An 18,298-nucleotide genomic window follows, 5' to 3' on the forward strand; every position below is an offset into this window, starting at 1 on the left:
ACACTTCTATTGAACTAAGCGTAATAAAAACTAAAACCCGAAAAGATAAATCGCCCGCTGCGCGGGCGATTTATCTTTTCGGGTTTTAAGTTGTCTTCTTAGCTACTTATTTTGTACGAAAGATTGCTCGTACAGGTAAGTGATCGGAGACTTTGGAAAAATAGGTGCGATCGCTATCAAATCCAAGATCTTTTTGCGGATCGAGAATTTGTATTGACTGAGGAATATATTCTTCTTCCGCTCCCTTGGGAGCTTTAGAAATGGCGATATGATCAATGACGCAACCAATGCCGCGATTGGAATATCTAGGACGACCATCGGTCGTTTTCGGCTGACCGCGTTTTTTTAAGCAGTTCTCTTTTGCATCAGTTTCGATCGCTTTCGTCAAAAAAGTCAGTGGTGCATCACGCAAACCACGATTTTGGTCAGCCCATGTCGGACTGTTGAAATCACCTACAAGAATCAGATCGGGATCAGATTGAGTATTTTTTTGATAGTTATCGACTTCTTTGCGCAGAATATCGCTTTGATTTTGGCGTAAGCGATCGGCATCCTTACCGCCACCACCCTTTTGATGCACAACGACTAAGGTGAAGTCAAAGTTTGAGCCTACCTTGAGATAGGTCACAAGCGGCGATCGCAAAGTCCCCGTTATATTCACCTGTCGCCATTCGGTTACTTTTTGAGCAGAGATCGCATCTTTACGATAAAACATTGCGATCCTCTGTTTACCGCCTGTCTCTCCCAAAATAAATTCCCATGGTTTGGATTTATTCAGCTTTTCTTTCAGCTTATCAGCCGCAATTGGGCTGACTTCCTGCAAACCGATCACATCAAAATTGCGTTCAATAATCTGGCTGACGGCTTCTAATTTTTCAGTATTTAGTCCATCAAAATTTTCCAGATTGAAAGTTCCCAGTCGTATTTGATCAGGTGCATTTGCAGTCGTGAAGGGATTTGAGCAACCTGCGATCGCAATTACAAAAAGCCAAAAGACAGGCAAATATTTCAAGCGTTTAAAAAGCGATCGCGACATTATTTTCTCCTAATATCATGTAAGAACTCCTCAATAACTTCAATCAACCAATTAACTTCCGTTGATCTAATATCATCATTAGCTAAAGTGTATTTCTTTCCACTTAGCCACAAAAATACATTTGCTTTTCTAGAATTATCTTCATTATGGTCGCTAGCTAACCAAATTAGATTATCTAAAATTCCACTATTTCGTTTCTCGATCATTCGCCACTTCGGTTCCACTCCTGAAAATGCACTGGTAGGAACTTTAATTTGCCAAGAAGTTTTGCCAAATATGGACTTTATAAACCAAGTTTCTTGTTCTGTAATTTCTAGGGTTACAGTTTCAAAAAAGCGGAAGGTAAAGCTGAGCAATAAACCAACGCCTAAAATTAATATCAAAGCGCCAGCAGCATAGAATCTCAAATCATTTAGCTGCATAGCATAATTCCAAATCTTAAGCAAAAATGGAGATGCAAAAGCAGCAATCAATCCCACTACTACCCAAGTCCAGATCACTGTCAAAATTCTCGAAGGAATTATAATTTTGAGATTAGTTGAAGAAGCTGACACCTGAAAACTGCAATTCTCTGGAGGGAAATAAATACGAGTAGAGCTGGAAAATCGACTGGATTCAACAGGACTAGATTGCTTCATTGATACTAATGGAGCAGGTGGAGCAGTCAGAGGGAGAGGAGTTTGAACGGATTCACGTATAGCTTGCAAAGCTAGTCTTGCCGAAGCATAGCGCTTTTTGACAGTCGGCTCTACTAATTTTTGAATCCATTTTAAGAGATGAAGACTAGCGCTAGTGCGATCGCTAAAAACTATCCTCGCGTCATCATCCTGTGGTAAATCCGCAGGTGATATACCTGTTAGCAAATAAATTAACGTCGCACCCAAGGAATAGAGATCGGACGCGGCAACTGCTCTACCACCATATTGTTCCATTGGTGCATAGCCATAGGTTCCCACAACTGTAAATGATTTACCTTCAGCACTTGCCCGATCTTGCACAGCACCAAAATCCACCAGATAAATAGTTGGAGTGTCTCCTTCACTTTCAGACAAGATCAAATTGCTCGGTTTAATATCGCGATGGAGAACTTGGGGACTGAGTTCATGGAGATAGATCAGAATCTCTAAAATTGCGATCGCAATTTTCTTAATCTGTGATTCAGTAAATTTATGTCCTTTAGCAATATATTCACGCAAAGAATCCCCCTGAATATATTCCTGCACCAAGCCGAACCATAGAGTGCGATCGTCAATTGAAAAATAATCGCGATATTTAGGAATACGCGGATGATCTAGCGCCTTGAGTACAGTTGCTTCCCGCTCAAATAATTTGAGGTCTTCCCATTGGACATTACCACCAAAAGCCAATAACTTGACCACAACCAATTCATTTTCTATCTGCAAATCCTTTGCTAGCCAAGTTTCACGTCCTGCATTCTGTCCCAGTTGACGTTCTAATTGATAGCGTTGATTAACAATTGCTTGAGGTTCTAGCATAGCTATATCATTGGGATTTAAATATAAAAAGAGTGCTAAAGCACTCTTTTTATATTTAGGATTTATAGCACAAATTTTTCGATCGCTACAGCCGCTCCATCATTCTCAACAGTTGGGGCAACCCAATCTCCAAGAGGTTTCAATCCTTCGGGAGCATTTCCCATCACCACGCCGATACCTGCATATTCGATCATCTCTAAATCATTGAAATTGTCACCGATCGCTAAAACCTGCGATCGGTCAAATCCCAAAATATTCTCAGCTAAATGCTTTACGGCAGTTCCTTTATTTGCGATCGGATTGGTTGCTTCAAAGAATGTTGCTACAGATTTGGTGAGATAAAGTTGTTGCGGTGTATAGCGATCTTTAAGTACTCGCAACATTTCCGTCACTAATTCAGCGGTATCACTCAAAGCCAAAATCTTGGTCGGCGGATGGTCTGTACTTTCACTAGTCAGGAATTCACGCAAGTCACCAACTACCTTGACCCCAACTTTAGAACGTTCGGCATAGGCTTGGGTTTGCGCTGTCATCTTGCGAACATAGAGTTCATCATTTACATAGATATGAATCGATAGTTTGTCATTAGTCGCAAATTCTCCCAAATCGTCCAGCAAAGAAAGCGCTTGTTTAAGTTCAACTGGCCAATGTCCAACTAATTCATCGGTTTTGGGATCTTTAATGAATGCGCCTTGATAGGAAATCAATGGCATATCAGAGGCAATCAATTCGTGAAATCGGACAGCCGAGCGATACATTCTACCCGTTGCGATCGCGACTTTGACACCCTTTGCTTGAGCTGCTTTCACCGCTTGCTTAACTGCATCATTGACCTGATTGGCATCTCCGCTAATCGTGCCATCGATATCTACCACGATCAGTTTAATGTCTTGCGCCATGAGTTTTATTTTTGATTTGTATAAAAAAGTAGGGTCAATTCATGAATTGACCCTACTTTATTTATAATACCTTGCTTGGCTTTATGACTTGTATTGTTTATAGCTGTCGCCATTTTTGATTAGAGGTAACGCGATGCGCCACCTCTAATCTTTTGAAAGAATAGGCATCGCAATGCGCTGCCTATTCTTTAATTGGTCTGTTCAGGGCAGGTTGCACCGCCCGAAATGTTACGGCATTGCTGACGGATTTCTGCTAGTAAACTGGGGTTCATTTGCTTGGACTTACTCAAAGCCATTTCAAAGTGCTTCTTGGCAGTTGGGATATTATTGCCGCCTTGCATCCATAACACCTGCCCCTTCAGGTAATGTAGCTCTGGATTATTTGGAGCAGAGACAAGAGCCTTATTCACGGCATCTAATGCAAGATCAGGTTTACGCGCATCACGATAGGCAAGAGCAATACCACGCCATTTTAGATAATCGGGCGCTGCATATTGCCTTAGGCTTTCCAATGCAGTTTCAAGATCCGATAGAGGCAATACCGATGCAATTAACATATCAATATAGCCCTTAACCAAATTTAGTTCAGGATCATTAGGGTCAATATCCTTCGCTTTTTGGATATTGTCAAAAACGCTTTGCACCAGTGGCAATGCTTTTGGAGCGCTAGACAAGCCTTCAGTTTTAACAATATATCCCGCCTCAATCAAATCGCTTACGGCGATATACATATAGGATCTAAGGTTATCTATACCCTTCAAAGCTTGGGCGTTAGATCGAACTCGCTTACCAGCATCCTGCATGACCAAGTAGTCTTCTTTGGCATAGGCAGTAGAAGCACGTAAAGCAAATAGGAGTGGATCGCTAGCTTCGGTTCTAACAGCTAAATCTAACTGCTTTACTGCTGCCGTATAATTTCCATCTTTGAACATTAATTCAAAGGCTTTCTGAGTTTCATTACCGATCGCCCTAGCATTTGAGGAACGGAAAGGATCGGCAGCGAAGCTAGGGCTCACTGTGGCGACTGTGATTAATGCTGCCATCAAGGAGACAGATACAGATTCAAAAACAAGTTTCAAAGGACGGCTCATAAAATTCCCCGAAAATATCAGGCTATGATGTGGTTAGCAAAGTTTAGATCGTATCTTTAGAGATTCTGACAAATTTAACTCAGACTAAATCTAAATACTTAATCTAAATTTGGTCTGGTGTTTATAGGTTGTCTGCAACATAGTACGTTAATGCATTGAGAGACGATTGTAATTTACAAAAAGTTTCTTACCTTCACCTAATAGGCTAGATGATACAGCTACAAATGAGATACGGCACATAGTGCCGTATCTCATTTGTAGCTGCATAAACTTATTTTTCCTGTATTTGACCAGATCTTTGCATGATTAACGCCAAGGCAGCTGATTCAGGAATCAAGGCAGCGATCGCGGTCAGTTTTAATGACCATGTATCTGTTGCGCTGAACAGCCCCTCCAAACCACTCAAGTGGGCTGACCAAATATCAGTCAAATCAATAGCAATGCAAGCAAATAAAAGTACCTTGATCGTAGCCTGATTAGAAAAGACCACCAAAATAGCTAAGACCATATCTCTAATTGCCCACACACGAATGATATATGGCATTTGTAGATTTGCCTCTATGGGAGCGCCGAGTTGTTGCATCAGCCAATGTGGCTCGACATAACCGATCGCACTCAATCCAAACCGAATCAAACACATAATTCCGATCAACGTCGCCACATACCAAACTTGATTTCTCATTTTTTTAGTTCACCCGATTAGGAAAAGATATTTCTAGCACGACGCATCCAATATCAGTCTTAAATGGCCCGTGAATTTCGTGAGGTGGTCTACTGGCATAATGACCACTTTCTAACCACATATCAAAGGCGCGATCGTAAAGGCGACCACTGACGATGAAGACTTCTTCAGGATAGGGATGACTTTTGCCACCAAAAGCAGTTGTATCTGCATTAGGATGAAATCGAGTTAAGCGTGTGTACTCGCCTGTGTCTGGATCTAAGCTCAAGGTCAATTCTTCAGCCATCCCTTCCAGACCAAGAATTGGCTTCCATTTATGACTATTGTCTAGGTGCAATGGATTCCAATAAGTAGCAATAGATTTTGACATGTATTACTCTCTCAATAAATAACTGATGTTAAGTGGAAGTTTCTAAAGTAGGGGCGGGTTTTGCATATAGACCTTGCTTTAGCCTAGAATTATCATCTAAACCCGCCCCTACTGTATACACGATCGCCTGACGGAGTGATGGTTCTACGTAACATCAGTCAATAATTTGGACTTACACAAAAATGTTGTGAAAGTATTATTTTATCGTAGGGGCAACCCAAGAATTAGAGGTGAGGCGCGAAGCGCCTCACCTCTAATTCTTGGATGGGAAGTGAGTAAATGGTTTCTTAAGCAGCGATCGCTACTTTTTCTAGATTCCAACGCTTTGTAGCTTGAGCAATACGTTGTCCAAAATATTCTGCGGTTAAGCGATCGCCTGAGTCTAGAACTGGATCTCCTCCAGACATATTCATGGTAGTTTGCCCCATAACGCCAAGGAAGGAACCCAATCGATTAACTCCATCCGTTTTTCCCTGATAAGAGCTTGGCTGTTCTCCTGCGCCTATCCATACCATGCCATGCTGCGCTGCATAGATAGACAAGTAAATTAGAGTGCCTTGTTTGTCGCCACTTAGGGAACTAGAGTGGGTGAATCCCGCAGCAATTTTATCTTTCCATTGTTGGGTAAACCAAGCAGAACTTGCTGCGTCCAAAAATGCTTTGAATTGAGCAGCCACTCCGCCCATATAGGTTGGAGAGCCAAAGATGATCGCGTCGGCTTGATTAAGCTTTGCCATGATATCGTCATTTTGCCAACGACCGTTGGTAATTTGCTCGCCTGTAATGCGAAGCAAGTCAACATGATCGCCATCTTTGCGAACTCCTAAGGCGATCGCTTCGGCGGTTAAGTGGGTGTGACCAGAACCAGAAAAATAAACAATGGCGATCTTTGTCATAGCAACCTCTGTGAGTTGTTTGAGTTGTTTATGTGGGTTATGATTAGATACTAAAAGTAACTACCTACGAAAGTAAAGTAGGTACTTTTTCGTAACTAATAGGAACTTTCAGGTAACTAGTAATGGTGCAGCGATCTAAAGAACTTAATTCTTGTCCCGTGAGTGCTTTAACGAACTTATTGTCGGGACCTTGGACTATGTATATTTTGTGGGTTCTATCAAATTCGGGACCAACAAGGTTTGGAGCTTTGAAACGTAAAATAGAAGGTATTTCCACAAAGATGCTCACTGAACGCCTTCGTATGTTGGAGCAGGAAGGAATTTTATATCGCCACTACGAGCCAACGGTTCCGCCTCAAGTAACCTATGGATTAACAGAAAGGGCGAAGGAACTTATGACTATCTTGGATCAGTTAGATGATTTAGCACAGCGTTGGTATGGACAGGAGCAAGAGATAGCTATTTAACCAAAACCTAAAAGAGAATGTCAGCGCTTTGCACCAACACTCATCTTTTGAGGTTTTAATTTGTCCTAGCTATCTCTTGCATTTCTATAGCTAGGACAAATCTAAACCCAAATAAGTAAAGGCGGCACGAAGTGCCGCCTTTACTTATTTGGGTTTAGGGAATAATCTTCTCAATCCTCGTAACGGAGGGAAAATTTAATCTGGAGATAATTCACTGCAAATGGATAAAGAGAGTTTAGTATTTACGGATCGTGATTTCCGCGATGAGCTTAGGAAAAGAATTCAAAAAATTATTGTAGCTTTTACTACTCATTAACTAGAAAAGAAACAACATAATGCAGGAGCCATTAGACCGTTTAAAGAGTTGATATGTACTTAACTCCCAGAGAGGTTGAACGGCTGACTGTTTTTACAGCAGCCGAAATCGCCCGTCGTCGCAAAGAAAAAGGTCTCAAGCTGAATGTACCTGAAGCGATCGCCTACATTATTGATGCCATGATCGAAGGCGCACGCGAAGATAAATCCGTGGCGCAGCTGATGTCCGAAGGTGCGACTTTATTGACGACCGAAGATGTTTTACCTGGCGTAACAGAGCTAATTCCGTTGATTCAGGTTGAAGCTCATTTTGCCGACGGTACTAAGCTGATCAGTATTCACAATCCAATTCGTAGCCCTGGAACCTGAAACTGATATGACAAACATTCCAACTTCAAACTCTCAAAATTCTTTTCCTGGTGAAGTGCTCTGCGAATCTGGCTCATTGCAACTGAATGCTGGTCGAGAGACTAAAACTCTGACAGTAGCGAACTTAGGCGATCGCCCGATCCAAATTGGCTCCCATTACCACTTCTTAGAAGTAAATCGGGCTTTGCAATTTGATCGCGCTCAAGCTTATGGATTTCGGTTGGACATTCCTGCTGGTACGGCGATTAGGTTTGAGCCAGGAGACACCAAAACTGTTTCGTTAGTAGCGATCGGTGGCACAAGACATATCCAAGGACTAAATAGCTTGGTAAATCAGGCGTTAGATGCTCCCAACGCCAAAGAAATGGCGATGGAGCGGGTGCAAAGATTGGGCTATAGCACAATAGAAGAGGAAAGTCATGGAAATTAGTCGAGAGCGTTATGCTGAGCTATTTGGTCCCACCACAGGCGATCGCATTCGGTTAGGAGATACCTCTTTAATTGCGGAAGTCCAGAGAGATACCACTGTCTATGGTGATGAGTGCGTATTTGGCGGAGGGAAAACCCTGAGAGACGGTTTGGGCTTAGCTTCTGGGGTCACTGCGGCAGAGGGAGCCTTGGATCTGGTGATTACCAATGTTGTGCTGATTGATCCCGTGCAGGGCATTGTCAAGACAGACATTGGCATCAAGGATGGCAGGATTGTGGGCATTGGTAAAGCGGGCAACCCTGGAGTAATGGATGGAGTGCAGCCTAACCTAATTATTAGTGCCAATACAGATGTTCGATCTGCTGAAGGTTTAATTGCTACCCCAGGTGGAATTGATTGTCACGTTCATTTTGATAGTGCAGGACTCTGTGCCGAGGCGCTTTCTAGCGGATTAACGACGATGATTGGGGGTGGGTTGGGGCCAGTCACCGTGGGCATCTGTTCGGGCGGAGCCTATAATATGGGATTAATGCTGCAAGCCTCCGAGGGGTTTGCGATTAATTTTGGTTTTTTGGGTAAAGGAAGTTCGAGTCTCCCAGCAAGTCTCGTCGAGCAAATAGAAGGAGGTGCAATCGGGCTGAAAATTCATGAAGATTGGGGCGCAATGCCTGCTCTGATTGACACCTGTCTTTCTGTTGCCGATCTGCACGACTTTCAAGTCCAAATTCATACTGATACGCTCAATGAGTCGGGCTATGTGGAAGATACGCTAGCAGCGATTCGTGGTCGGACGATCCACATGTACCATACGGAAGGTGCTGGCGGTGGACATGCCCCAGACATCATTAAGGTTGCTTCCTATTCTCACTGTCTGCCTTCTTCTACAAATCCCACCAATCCCTATACAGTTAACACTTTTGATGAACATTTAGATATGGTTATGGTCTGCCATCACCTCAATCCAAAAGTTCCTGAAGATGTTGCCTTTGCGGAATCTCGTATTCGTGCTGAAACTATTGCGGCGGAAGATATTTTGCATGATATGGGGGCAATCAGCATGATGGGCTCTGATAGTCAAGGTATGGGCAGGATTGGCGAAGTCATCTGTCGCACTTGGCAATTGGCTTCCAAGATGAAAGACCAACGGGGCGCACTTCCTGAAGATAGCGATCGCCATGATAATCAAAGGATTTTGAGATACATCGCAAAGTACACAATTAATCCTGCCAAAACCTGTGGAATTGATTCCCATGTAGGTTCGATTGAGGCAGGTAAAATCGCGGATATTGTCCTGTGGCAGCCTGGCTATTTTGGGATTAAACCAGAGCTAGTTATTAAGGGAGGCTTTATCGCTTGGTCGCCCATGGGTGAATCAAATGCTTCGCTCATGACTTGCGAACCAATCCTGTATCGTCCGCAATGGGGCAGCTATGGCAGTGCCAAGCAGTCTACTTCTTTTTGCTTTGTGACTCAGACAGCTCTTGATTGTGGCTTAGCCGACAAGCTAAAACTTCGCAAACAACTTTTGCCAGTCAAAAATACGAGATCCCTCAGCAAAGCAGATATGTTGCATAACAATGCTTGTCCTGAAATCGAAGTCGATCCCGACACTTTTCAGGTACGGGTGAATGGTGAAATTGCCACCTGTGAACCTGTTTCGCGTGTTCCTCTCGGTCGGCTGTATATCTTTAGGTAAACATGAAAAAATCAGTGGCGCGTTTGGGGGTAGGTGGGCCAGTCGGCAGTGGCAAAACGGCTCTACTGGAAAGGTTATTACCTTTACTAATGCAGCAAGGGATTGAAGTCGCTGTGGTCACAAATGATTTGTTGACGCAAGAAGATGCCGATCGCCTCAAGCGTCAAGGAGTCTTACCTGCTAATCGAATTGTAGGTGTGGAAACTGGTAGTTGTCCGCACACAGCGATTCGCGAAGATCCGACGATGAATTTGTTGGCAATCCGTAATCTAGAGAGAGCTTTCCCTGAACTTGATCTGGTGTTTGTCGAAAGCGGTGGCGACAATTTGGCCTCGACATTTAGCTATGACTTAATTGATGCCTATATTTTTGTGCTGGATGTGGGCGCAGGCGATGATATTCCCCGCAAAAATGGGCCAGGATTTATGCAAGCAGACTTAGTGGTAATTAACAAAATTGATATTGCGCCTTATGTGGGAGCTGACTTGAACATCATCGATCGCGATGCTACGGAACGTCGAAAAGGTAAACCGATCGCCTATACCAACTGTAAAACAGGTGAAGGATTAGATCGGGTGATGCAGTTTATCTTTGACAAATTACTATTTCAGTCCGTTCGAGAACTAGCTTGATCAAGTCGATTGAGAACACAATTTAAGAATATGAGCAAACGATAGATATGTTAGCTGAACTCATCGCTCCACCTATAACTAAGCTAGACCTTCCAGTTTCCCTGCAACAACTCACTTTAGAGATTGGACTCGATCAATTTGGTCGATCATTTGTGTATCGTCAGTATGCAACCTATCCTTTTCGGCTGTCCCGCCCGTTAAGGCTCGACCCCACCGATGCCCATCGCGCTTATCTATACATTATGAATTCCTCCCCTGGGCTGTTGGCAGGCGATCGCTTTCAGATCGGGGCGAAATTACGCGATCGCACCAGTCTATATCTCACCGATCAGTCAGCCTCTAAAGTTCATCTAATGCCATTGGGTCAGGTTGCCCGTATCCGTTATGACTTTGAGATTGGCGCAGGGGCAAGTTTGGAGTTTGTCCCTGAACCACTGATTCTCTATCGCGAGGCAAATCTGGAGCAGACTATCCAAATAGCGATCGCCCCAACAGGAAACCTGTTTCTGAGCGAAATTATGATTCCTGGACGGTTAGCAAGGGGAGAATGCTTTCATTTTAGTCAGTATTTCAGTCGCTTAAAAGTCTGTACCACTGACGGAGAATTGGTCTTTACCGATGCGATGCGGTTGCTGGGGAAATCTGAACCTCTGACTAACAACCCAATTTTTACATCTCAACCAATTCTTGCCAGCATAATTTTAGTTGCGCCAGAAGGCGATTTACAATCTTTGGAATGGGATTTAGAAAGGTTTGTCCAAACCTATCCAGAGGTAACTGCCGCCTGTTCGACCTTGCCTAACTGTAACGGCTTATTGGTGCGGGCAATGTCGTCCAATGTACCGAGCCTTAAAGCTTATATCAACTATGCATTGACCAGAATGCGGTATCAAAATGCTCAACCACCTTTACCTGAGATCCACAAATGACAGTCCTAACCGAAACCTATTTAGGTAATCAAGAAACCGATCTATCTTTACAGCAGCAAGTATTGCAAGCTCAACAAGCAGGAACCTTGCTAGAGGTCTATTTGCAACCAGAAGATAGTGGCAAAGGTCGTATTCATGCTTTTTCGACAACAGGCATTGAGCTAGGCATCATCAAAAGCCGAGAGCAGTCGCTCGGAACAGGCGATTTGTTCGCGATGCAATCTGGAGAATTACTGTTAGTCAATCTCACTGAGCAAACTGTGATGACTCTGAGTGTTAGTGGTGATGTATCAAAACATGCGATTGACTTAATCTATCTGGGGCATGTACTTGGAAATCATCACTGGCCGATTTTAGTACAGGGCGATCGCATTTATGTAGAAATGGTAGCTGATCGCGCCGTCATGGAAACCACCGTAAGAAACGTCAATATTCCCAACCTATGTATTGACTACGAAGTTCGCTCTTCCGTTAATCAGATTCAATTTTCTTCCCATTCTCATCACTAATTATCACTAATCGATTGCTATGATTGATTCCCGTCTTGCTCTGATGCAATTGTCTGATTCTTTTTTTCCATCGGGTTCCTTCACACTTTCCCACGGCTTGGAAGCAATGGTGCAAACTAATCAGATTCATAATCCTCAGGATATAGAAACATTTCTCCATTTGTTGTTACATAACAAAGTGGGTAGTTCAGATTTAATTGCCCTCATCCATGCGCATCGTGCCAGCACCAATAATGATCTAAAGGAAGTGCGGCGAGCGGATGCATATTTGTATGCTCAGATGTTAATTCAGACAACCCGTGAAGCTCAGCAGCGAAGTGGACAGGCATTACTACTTGTAGCGCGAACGACTTGGAATGATCCTCAACTGGAAGTATTTCAGGAAGATGTTGATGTCAACAAAACGCCAGGTTTACATCCGATTGTGTTTGCGATCGTTGGTCGCGCAGTGCATCTGAGTGAACGCGATACAAGTTTTGCATTCTTGCACAATTTTGTGACGGGGATTGTCAGTGCCGCAATCCGTTTAGGCATTTTGGGGCATTTGGGTGCACAGAGTATTCTGTGCAAGATGGCAACAGAGATCGACGTGATTGTCTCTCAATCAATGTCACTCTCTTTGGATGACATGTGGTCTTGTACACCTGCGATCGATATTGCCCAGATGTCTCACCATCGACTGACTAGCAAACAGTTCTCAACATAATTTGTATCAGGACAAATCAAAACCCAAATAGTGTGAGGCGGCGCTTCGCGCCGCCTCACACTTAACAAGAATGGCAAACCCAAATCAAAGAAGGCGGCACTTCGCGCGGCCTTCTTTGATACCAAAACACAAAATGGCGTAGCCATTTTGTGTTTTGGTATCAGCTATACTCTCAACAACGGTAACGTAAACGAAAAATTACTACCTTCACCAAGAGTACTTTCTGCCCAAATTTTGCCCTCATGTTGTTCGATGATCTTACGGCAGATAGTTAATCCCAGACCCGTTCCGCCCCTACGCCTTGAATCTGAAGAATCCACTTGCTGGAATCTTTCAAAAATGCTTTCTAACTTATCCGATGGAATTCCCTGACCTTGATCGCGTACTGAGAATAGTACTTCTGTATTCGCTTTGCCCTCAGCGGTTAGCCAAACCTTCCCATCAGTTGTTGAGAACTTGATCGCATTACTGAGGAGATTTGTGAGAGCTTGCACAATGTAATCTGAATCAACTAAAATCTCGATGTCAATTGGCTTAACTGCTAAAACTACCCCATGCTGTTGCGCCATTGGTTGCATCGATTCCGTTGCTTGGATCATTAAAGCTGCGACATTGCAGACCTGCTTTTCCATTCTGACATCCCCTGACTCAATCCGCTGTAAATCAAGAACATTATTTACTAAACGTACCAAGCGCTCTGTATTGTCATCAGCGATTTCTAGCATTTGCTTGCCATCACTAGATAGATTTCCTAAGCGTCCCGTCGCCAAAATTTTTAAAGCACTATGCAGGGATGTTAAGGGTGTGCGTAATTCATGGCTGACCACGGCGATAAATTCATCTTTCATGCGCTCGATCGCTTTGCGATCGCTAATGTCACTCGTCAGAGCAAAGAACCCGATGACTTTTTGCTTTTCATCCAGATGGGGAATATAGGTAACATTGACTGAACAGGGAAGACCATCTTTTAAAGTGATTTCATTTTCGTAGGTAATTGCCTGACCCATTAGAGCTAACTTCACATAAACTTTCATGCGTTCATAGCATTCGATACCCCAAACGGTTTTGATCTTGCTGCCATAAATATCGGCTGGTGATTGTCCTAGCCAGTCTTCATAGGCTTTGTTATTAAATCGATAGCGCTGATGTCCATCGACATAGGCAATTAGCACTGGTAGAGCATTGGTGATCAGGCGCAACTGCTCTTCGCTGAGTCTTAATGCGGCTTCAGCTTGCATCCGATCATTGATTTCCTGCTGAAGACTACGATTGACTTCTTGCAGTTCGGCAGTGCGAACCTCGACTATTTCTTCTAAATGTTCTAATAACTGCGCCTGAGCCAAGGCAATGCTGATCTGATCGGCAAGTTGTTGCATTAGCTCCAGTTCAAAGTCAGCCCAATGGTGAGGCCGATCGCAATGGTGGGCAATTACTAATCCCCATAACTGGTTGGGTGCAATCCCTTCATTTTGTTGATGGGAATTCAGATTTTGCAGAATCGGCACAATCAGTTTTGCTTTGATATGAAACTGATTGATAAACTCGATTAAGCATTCCGACAACCCTGCCTTTGGATCATGCACATCTGCGATCGCCCTTACCCTTCCTTTAGCATAAAGCTGCTGATAGTCAGTCGGAAATACTTCTTCGGGAAATTCTAAATCGAGAATTGCGGGGTAATCTGGCAGAACTGCTTCGCTAATAGCGCGTCCTGTGCCATCAGGTAAAACTTGATAAATCAGAACACGATCAGCCTGTAAGATACGCTGTACTTCCGTTACGGTGGCACGGAGGATTTCCTTAAACTGCAATGACTGGCGAATTTTAAGCGTAACCTCAGCAAACAACTTCACCCACTGCCTTTGTCGCCATAGTGCATCTTGCTCATGGCTTGGAGCCTTGAGAGATTCTTTGGCGACAGTTGGCTGAGTTGCTGTGCGAGAATTGGAACGCTTGCGTTTAGCCATTTTCAAGAAGACAATTGCGTATTAGTTAGCTTATTTTAGAATAGTTTAGAGCTAAACCTGACGCTAACTTGTAGGGGCAGGTTTAGCAACGAGTCAATGTTTTCACTATAGCTTTATTCCAAAACCTGCCCCTACACATAGGTATACGTTCTATTAGAAATCTTCTAATTAGGGAAAATGCGTAAACGTCGATTTGGCTCGGAGCCGTAGCTTTCCGATCGCAGTTGATAATGTTCAACTAGTTCGTGCTGCATCCGACGAATAATCGATGAACGGGGCAATAGCTCGACGGGTTGACTCTTGGGAATTACGATCTGCTCAACGGCTAGCCTTGTCTCTTCGAGGGCTTCGATTTCATCCTCAGAGTCACCATAGGCGAACATATTCAAGTCGCTAATCGTATCCGCAGGACTCTCATCGATATGCAAAATCCTGCGTAAAGCGCGAGTAATTTGTGGCAAAGTGCTAGTTTTGATCGCATGAATGGGAATCTGCCGTGCTTCGGCAACTTGACGGACTTTGGAGCTAGTGCGAATCTGCGATCGCAGAGCCAGCACTATATCTGCTTCATCAAGATCCTTGGTAATTTCAATCGGTAAATTGATCGATTGCACCACCTGCTCAGTTTGATGGCGGCTGACTCCATAGAGATAGACATTCAGCGTCCCAAAGCGTTCTCGCATGGCAACATAGGAAGACATATCTCCGAATTCTTCTTCATCTTCGTCGCCAGACTCATTTGGTTCGGCTACGGTCGTATTACTAATCTTGCTAGACAGATCAGCTAATTCCGATCGCATTTGTACTTGTGGATCGAGGGGAATGGGCTTGATCTTGCCTGTGGCTCGCCAACCTTTGACCGCAGGATTGCGCATCACTTCAGGATTTTTTGGCTTTTCTTCGGTGGTAGTCACTTCGCCTGCATCACTGACAGCCCGAATTTGACGACCTGGATCGCGATCGCGTAAGAGCATATCAATGGTTCCCGCTACATCGTCATGGACTGCCCAACGGTAGCGCTCCCACATTTCCACTGCAATATCAAAGGTGGGTTGTGCCTTGCGTTCGAGAATGCTCTTTTGAGGCAAGCCGCGCCGCCGCATTTCTTCATCACCAAGGGTGACAGACTGAATGCCGCCGATCAAGTCAGAGAGGGTAGGATTTTTGATTAAATTGGCAAGTTGATTACCATGAGCCGTTCCCACGAGTTGCACACCGCGTTCTGCGATCGTTCTTGCTGCTAATGCTTCGAGTTCAGTACCAATCTCATCGATGACGATTACTTCAGGCATATGGTTTTCCACCGCCTCGATCATCACTTGGTGTTGCAACTCAGGCTGAGATACCTGCATCCTCCTCGCCCGTCCGATCGCAGGGTGAGGAATATCACCGTCGCCAGCAATTTCGTTGGATGAGTCAATAATGACGACGCGCTTATTCAGGTCATCGGCAAGCACACGGGCAATTTCGCGCAGAGCCGTAGTTTTGCCCATCCCTGGTTTACCTAAGAGCAAAATCGATTTACCTGTTTCGACTAAGTCGCGAATCATCGCGATCGTGCCATAGACAGCTCGACCAACCCGACAGGTTAGCCCGATGATTTCGCCTTTGCGGTTGCGGATGGCACTGATGCGGTGGAGTGTGCGTTCGATACCTGCACGGTTATCGCCGCCAAACTCGCCTACTTGCTTGACACAAAGAGCCAAATCTTCTTTGGTAATCGGGTCATCGGTTAAATATTTGGTGCTGTCAAAATAACGCGCTTCTGGCAACCTGCCTAAGTCCATCACAATTTCGACAAGTTGTTCTAACCCGCCGCAGAGTTCAATGCTGCTCTTAATGCGTGGAGGCAAAATATCTAGAAGTTGATCGAGGTTGTCTGTAACTTGCTTGCGGATGGAGTCCATTAGGCTTTTTAAGGTTTTACAGTTAGGTTTTGATTTGCGAAACTAATTGACGGGCGATCGCAACAGCTTGCCAGAGTAAACAAGGACGATCTTCGAGGTGATCGGGTATTTCTTCTCCCAAACCTTCTAGAAAATCCATCACGATTTTACGAGCATAGCTGCCATAGGCAACGCCAGCTACTGGGATGTCTGCTTGGCGCAATTTCGGGACAGTACTCGCATTTGTACCACCAGCCAATTGCACAAAGCCAAGGGGTAACTGGAAATCCAGCACTTTTTGCCCTAGCTGCAAAGCTGCCCTAGTTGCGCCATCACCGATATCGCCACTCATCGGTCTGCCATCGGTTTGCCAAATCAGCGATCGCGGCTTGGGGTTCATCCCTTCGAGTAAAGACATGAGGTAATCGTGCAGATCTTCGCAATCTGGGAAGCTGACGGCTACTAGCTTGAGCTTGGGGATAATCGGACTCAATCGCTGCCAAAATGCAGCAAATTCTTTGGTGCGATTGGGTTGTGTATGAATTTCGATCGCATTAACTGACTGGTTAAGTACATCATCAACTTGGTGAAAAATATCTTCAGGGACATAAACCTGTTCGCGGGTATGAATTATTTGCACTGGACATAGCGGTAAGCAACGACCGCACCCATAACAAAGATTTGGCATGATCCCATTGTAATCATTACTAAACTTTATTGCTGTGGTGGGGCACACTTTTTCGCATGGACGGCTGCAATCACTTGGACAAAGCTCAGGATCAAAAAATGCTTTCCGAAAATGGGGATCTTCGCCATCGTTAAAGCTGACCATTACTAAAGGCGCGATCGCGGTTGGTTCTAACTTGATTGCTGCTGCAATTCCTTCTCTGGCGGCAGCGATCGTGGCTGGATCGGGAGCCATATCAATACAATCAGCTCCTGCCAATGTATAAATCAGCGCCAGATGGCGAATTGCGGGTAAATGTTGGTAACTCGCACCACAAATGAGCTTAAACCACTGGTGCGATCGGAGAGCTTCAAGTTCCATCTTTCTATATTATCGCGGTTGCCACGCTGTGGTTAATCCCAAAACACAAAAATGACTAAGCCATTTGGCGTTTTTAAAACCATTGCTGGTTATAGCTAGACCAAAGAATTGATTGACGGCGCTTCGCGCCGTCAATCAATTCTTTGTCATAAAACAAGTGTTTCTAAAACCCAAACGAGAGGAGCTGCTCAAAGCGATGCCCCCTCTCGTTTACAGCAATCATCGATCAAACAAACCCAGAAAAAAAATTGAAAGCGTTGCTTTGCAACGCTTTCAATTTTTTTTCTGGGTTTGGGTTTGAGAGCAGAGCACTGTAAGTTTGAAAATATACAACTACGATCGCTTTTTGCGATAATGCAAGATATAAAGCGTGAGTTGAAATTATGGCTATATTTGCTGCTGTTCAAACCCCTGAAAAAGTTAAAGATACTGTGAAGGAGATAGTACGCAAGCCTTACCCGAAATATAAGGTCATTGTGTTAAACGATGATTTCAATACCTTTGAGCATGTTTCTGAATGCTTGATGAAATATATCCCGAACATGAATGAAGAGATGGCTTGGGAGTTGACCAATCAAGTGCATTTTGAGGGCTTAGCGATCGTCTGGGTGGGGCCAATGGAGCAAGCGGAGCTTTATCATGCCCAACTGAAGCAAGCAGGATTGACGATGGCTCCTCTCGAAGCTGAGTAAAGGTGAATTTAGTACTGAATCTTCTTAGCGATCGCAATTTCTTTGATTGTTCATAAATAGACCTGTTGGGAAACAAAAGCAATGTTTAGAGGGGATTTTGCTCTTTCCATCTGTTTTTAAGAAGCGTCCAAATAGAAGTTCCATAAGCCAGCCGCATTCAACATAAGACGATCATCAAAATC

19 protein-coding genes are annotated in these 18,298 nt (G+C 44.1%); 9 read left to right on the forward strand and 10 right to left on the reverse strand.

The features are described 5' to 3' along the window. Positions 1-106 precede the first annotated feature (106 nt). From PseudUWO311_RS18835 to PseudUWO311_RS18865, 7 genes are all read right to left on the reverse strand, one after another. A complete protein-coding gene (locus tag PseudUWO311_RS18835) occupies positions 107-1,036 on the reverse strand; it encodes an endonuclease/exonuclease/phosphatase family protein (RefSeq protein WP_142656770.1) in 930 nt (309 codons plus the stop codon). After that, entirely contained in the window at positions 1,036-2,532 is a 1,497-nt protein-coding gene (locus PseudUWO311_RS18840; RefSeq protein ID WP_142656771.1) for a serine/threonine protein kinase, read from the reverse strand. The genes PseudUWO311_RS18835 and PseudUWO311_RS18840 overlap by 1 nt, the downstream gene beginning before the upstream one ends. 62 nt (positions 2,533-2,594) lie before the next feature. Beyond that, complete coding sequence (locus tag PseudUWO311_RS18845) at positions 2,595-3,431, reverse strand: Cof-type HAD-IIB family hydrolase (RefSeq protein ID WP_142656772.1); 837 nt, start codon at positions 3,429-3,431, stop codon at positions 2,595-2,597. A 188-nt stretch (positions 3,432-3,619) separates the two neighbouring features. Further along, positions 3,620-4,522 (reverse strand): Sll0314/Alr1548 family TPR repeat-containing protein, encoded by a 903-nt coding sequence (locus tag PseudUWO311_RS18850; protein ID WP_223807636.1) that lies wholly within the window; start codon positions 4,520-4,522, stop codon positions 3,620-3,622. A gap of 271 nt (positions 4,523-4,793) precedes the next feature. Then, positions 4,794-5,204, reverse strand: a complete 411-nt coding sequence (locus tag PseudUWO311_RS18855; protein ID WP_142656774.1) for a hypothetical protein — start codon at positions 5,202-5,204, stop codon at positions 4,794-4,796. A 4-nt stretch (positions 5,205-5,208) separates the two neighbouring features. Beyond that, positions 5,209-5,574 carry a cupin domain-containing protein gene (locus PseudUWO311_RS18860; protein ID WP_142656775.1) on the reverse strand — a complete coding sequence of 122 codons (366 nt, stop codon included), beginning with the start codon at positions 5,572-5,574 and terminating at the stop codon, positions 5,209-5,211. 287 nt (positions 5,575-5,861) lie between these two features. After that, entirely contained in the window at positions 5,862-6,470 is a 609-nt protein-coding gene (locus PseudUWO311_RS18865; protein ID WP_142656776.1) for a flavodoxin family protein, read from the reverse strand. 122 nt (positions 6,471-6,592) lie between these two features. On the opposite strand from PseudUWO311_RS18865, the gene PseudUWO311_RS18870 reads away from it, so the two are divergent. The 8 genes from PseudUWO311_RS18870 to PseudUWO311_RS18905 all read left to right on the forward strand — a co-directional run bounded on the left by PseudUWO311_RS18870 (position 6,593) and on the right by PseudUWO311_RS18905 (position 12,523). Then, positions 6,593-6,937: a winged helix-turn-helix transcriptional regulator gene (locus PseudUWO311_RS18870; protein ID WP_142656777.1), complete on the forward strand. Its 345-nt coding sequence runs from the start codon at positions 6,593-6,595 to the stop codon at positions 6,935-6,937. A 369-nt stretch (positions 6,938-7,306) separates the two neighbouring features. Beyond that, positions 7,307-7,621 carry an urease subunit gamma gene (locus PseudUWO311_RS18875; RefSeq protein WP_103668218.1) on the forward strand — a complete coding sequence of 105 codons (315 nt, stop codon included), beginning with the start codon at positions 7,307-7,309 and terminating at the stop codon, positions 7,619-7,621. A gap of 7 nt (positions 7,622-7,628) precedes the next feature. Then, positions 7,629-8,051 (forward strand): urease subunit beta, encoded by a 423-nt coding sequence (locus PseudUWO311_RS18880; protein ID WP_142656778.1) that lies wholly within the window; start codon positions 7,629-7,631, stop codon positions 8,049-8,051. Further along, a complete protein-coding gene (gene ureC / locus PseudUWO311_RS18885) occupies positions 8,041-9,747 on the forward strand; it encodes an urease subunit alpha (protein WP_142656779.1) in 1,707 nt (568 codons plus the stop codon). Before PseudUWO311_RS18880 ends, ureC begins: the two co-directional genes overlap by 11 nt. A gap of 2 nt (positions 9,748-9,749) precedes the next feature. After that, positions 9,750-10,379 carry an urease accessory protein UreG gene (gene ureG / locus PseudUWO311_RS18890; RefSeq protein ID WP_103668215.1) on the forward strand — a complete coding sequence of 210 codons (630 nt, stop codon included), beginning with the start codon at positions 9,750-9,752 and terminating at the stop codon, positions 10,377-10,379. Between the two features lie 47 nt (positions 10,380-10,426). After that, a complete protein-coding gene (locus PseudUWO311_RS18895) occupies positions 10,427-11,308 on the forward strand; it encodes an urease accessory protein UreD (protein ID WP_142656780.1) in 882 nt (293 codons plus the stop codon). Then, the gene (locus PseudUWO311_RS18900; protein WP_142656781.1) at positions 11,305-11,817 is read left to right on the forward strand and encodes an urease accessory protein UreE; all 513 of its coding nucleotides are present in this window, start codon (positions 11,305-11,307) and stop codon (positions 11,815-11,817) included. Before PseudUWO311_RS18895 ends, PseudUWO311_RS18900 begins: the two co-directional genes overlap by 4 nt. A 19-nt stretch (positions 11,818-11,836) precedes the next feature. Continuing rightward, a complete protein-coding gene (locus PseudUWO311_RS18905) occupies positions 11,837-12,523 on the forward strand; it encodes an urease accessory protein UreF (protein ID WP_142656782.1) in 687 nt (228 codons plus the stop codon). 164 nt (positions 12,524-12,687) lie between these two features. On the opposite strand, the gene PseudUWO311_RS18910 is transcribed toward PseudUWO311_RS18905, so the two are convergent. From PseudUWO311_RS18910 to PseudUWO311_RS18920, 3 genes are all read right to left on the reverse strand, one after another. Continuing rightward, the gene (locus PseudUWO311_RS18910; RefSeq protein WP_142656783.1) at positions 12,688-14,490 is read right to left on the reverse strand and encodes an ATP-binding protein; all 1,803 of its coding nucleotides are present in this window, start codon (positions 14,488-14,490) and stop codon (positions 12,688-12,690) included. 164 nt (positions 14,491-14,654) lie between these two features. Continuing rightward, on the reverse strand, positions 14,655-16,397 hold the full coding sequence (locus PseudUWO311_RS18915) for a R3H domain-containing nucleic acid-binding protein (RefSeq protein ID WP_142656784.1): 1,743 nt from the start codon (positions 16,395-16,397) through the stop codon (positions 14,655-14,657). Positions 16,398-16,419: 22 nt separating this feature from the next. After that, positions 16,420-17,424 carry an LdpA C-terminal domain-containing domain gene (locus tag PseudUWO311_RS18920; RefSeq protein WP_142656785.1) on the reverse strand — a complete coding sequence of 335 codons (1,005 nt, stop codon included), beginning with the start codon at positions 17,422-17,424 and terminating at the stop codon, positions 16,420-16,422. Positions 17,425-17,807: 383 nt separating this feature from the next. Here PseudUWO311_RS18920 and clpS point away from each other — a divergent pair, with 383 nt between their 5' ends. Further along, positions 17,808-18,116 (forward strand): ATP-dependent Clp protease adapter ClpS, encoded by a 309-nt coding sequence (gene clpS / locus PseudUWO311_RS18925; protein WP_142656786.1) that lies wholly within the window; start codon positions 17,808-17,810, stop codon positions 18,114-18,116. Positions 18,117-18,298 lie beyond the last annotated feature (182 nt).

The organism is Pseudanabaena sp. UWO311, from assembly GCF_006937785.1.
Lineage (GTDB): Bacteria > Cyanobacteriota > Cyanobacteriia > Pseudanabaenales > Pseudanabaenaceae > Pseudanabaena.

Bases quoted from the DNA above. Each gene is read 5' to 3' on its own strand.
- PseudUWO311_RS18835 (WP_142656770.1), bottom strand. From the start codon at position 1,036: ATGTCGCGATCGCTTTTTAAACGCTTGAAATATTTGCCTGTCTTTTGG.
- PseudUWO311_RS18840 (WP_142656771.1), bottom strand. From the start codon at position 2,532: ATGCTAGAACCTCAAGCAATTGTTAATCAACGCTATCAATTAGAACGT.
- PseudUWO311_RS18845 (WP_142656772.1), bottom strand. From the start codon at position 3,431: ATGGCGCAAGACATTAAACTGATCGTGGTAGATATCGATGGCACGATT.
- PseudUWO311_RS18850 (WP_223807636.1), bottom strand. From the start codon at position 4,522: ATGAGCCGTCCTTTGAAACTTGTTTTTGAATCTGTATCTGTCTCCTTG.
- PseudUWO311_RS18855 (WP_142656774.1), bottom strand. From the start codon at position 5,204: ATGAGAAATCAAGTTTGGTATGTGGCGACGTTGATCGGAATTATGTGT.
- PseudUWO311_RS18860 (WP_142656775.1), bottom strand. From the start codon at position 5,574: ATGTCAAAATCTATTGCTACTTATTGGAATCCATTGCACCTAGACAAT.
- PseudUWO311_RS18865 (WP_142656776.1), bottom strand. From the start codon at position 6,470: ATGACAAAGATCGCCATTGTTTATTTTTCTGGTTCTGGTCACACCCAC.
- PseudUWO311_RS18870 (WP_142656777.1), top strand. From the start codon at position 6,593: ATGGTGCAGCGATCTAAAGAACTTAATTCTTGTCCCGTGAGTGCTTTA.
- PseudUWO311_RS18875 (WP_103668218.1), top strand. From the start codon at position 7,307: ATGTACTTAACTCCCAGAGAGGTTGAACGGCTGACTGTTTTTACAGCA.
- PseudUWO311_RS18880 (WP_142656778.1), top strand. From the start codon at position 7,629: ATGACAAACATTCCAACTTCAAACTCTCAAAATTCTTTTCCTGGTGAA.
- ureC (WP_142656779.1), top strand. From the start codon at position 8,041: ATGGAAATTAGTCGAGAGCGTTATGCTGAGCTATTTGGTCCCACCACA.
- ureG (WP_103668215.1), top strand. From the start codon at position 9,750: ATGAAAAAATCAGTGGCGCGTTTGGGGGTAGGTGGGCCAGTCGGCAGT.
- PseudUWO311_RS18895 (WP_142656780.1), top strand. From the start codon at position 10,427: ATGTTAGCTGAACTCATCGCTCCACCTATAACTAAGCTAGACCTTCCA.
- PseudUWO311_RS18900 (WP_142656781.1), top strand. From the start codon at position 11,305: ATGACAGTCCTAACCGAAACCTATTTAGGTAATCAAGAAACCGATCTA.
- PseudUWO311_RS18905 (WP_142656782.1), top strand. From the start codon at position 11,837: ATGATTGATTCCCGTCTTGCTCTGATGCAATTGTCTGATTCTTTTTTT.
- PseudUWO311_RS18910 (WP_142656783.1), bottom strand. From the start codon at position 14,490: ATGGCTAAACGCAAGCGTTCCAATTCTCGCACAGCAACTCAGCCAACT.
- PseudUWO311_RS18915 (WP_142656784.1), bottom strand. From the start codon at position 16,397: ATGGACTCCATCCGCAAGCAAGTTACAGACAACCTCGATCAACTTCTA.
- PseudUWO311_RS18920 (WP_142656785.1), bottom strand. From the start codon at position 17,424: ATGGAACTTGAAGCTCTCCGATCGCACCAGTGGTTTAAGCTCATTTGT.
- clpS (WP_142656786.1), top strand. From the start codon at position 17,808: ATGGCTATATTTGCTGCTGTTCAAACCCCTGAAAAAGTTAAAGATACT.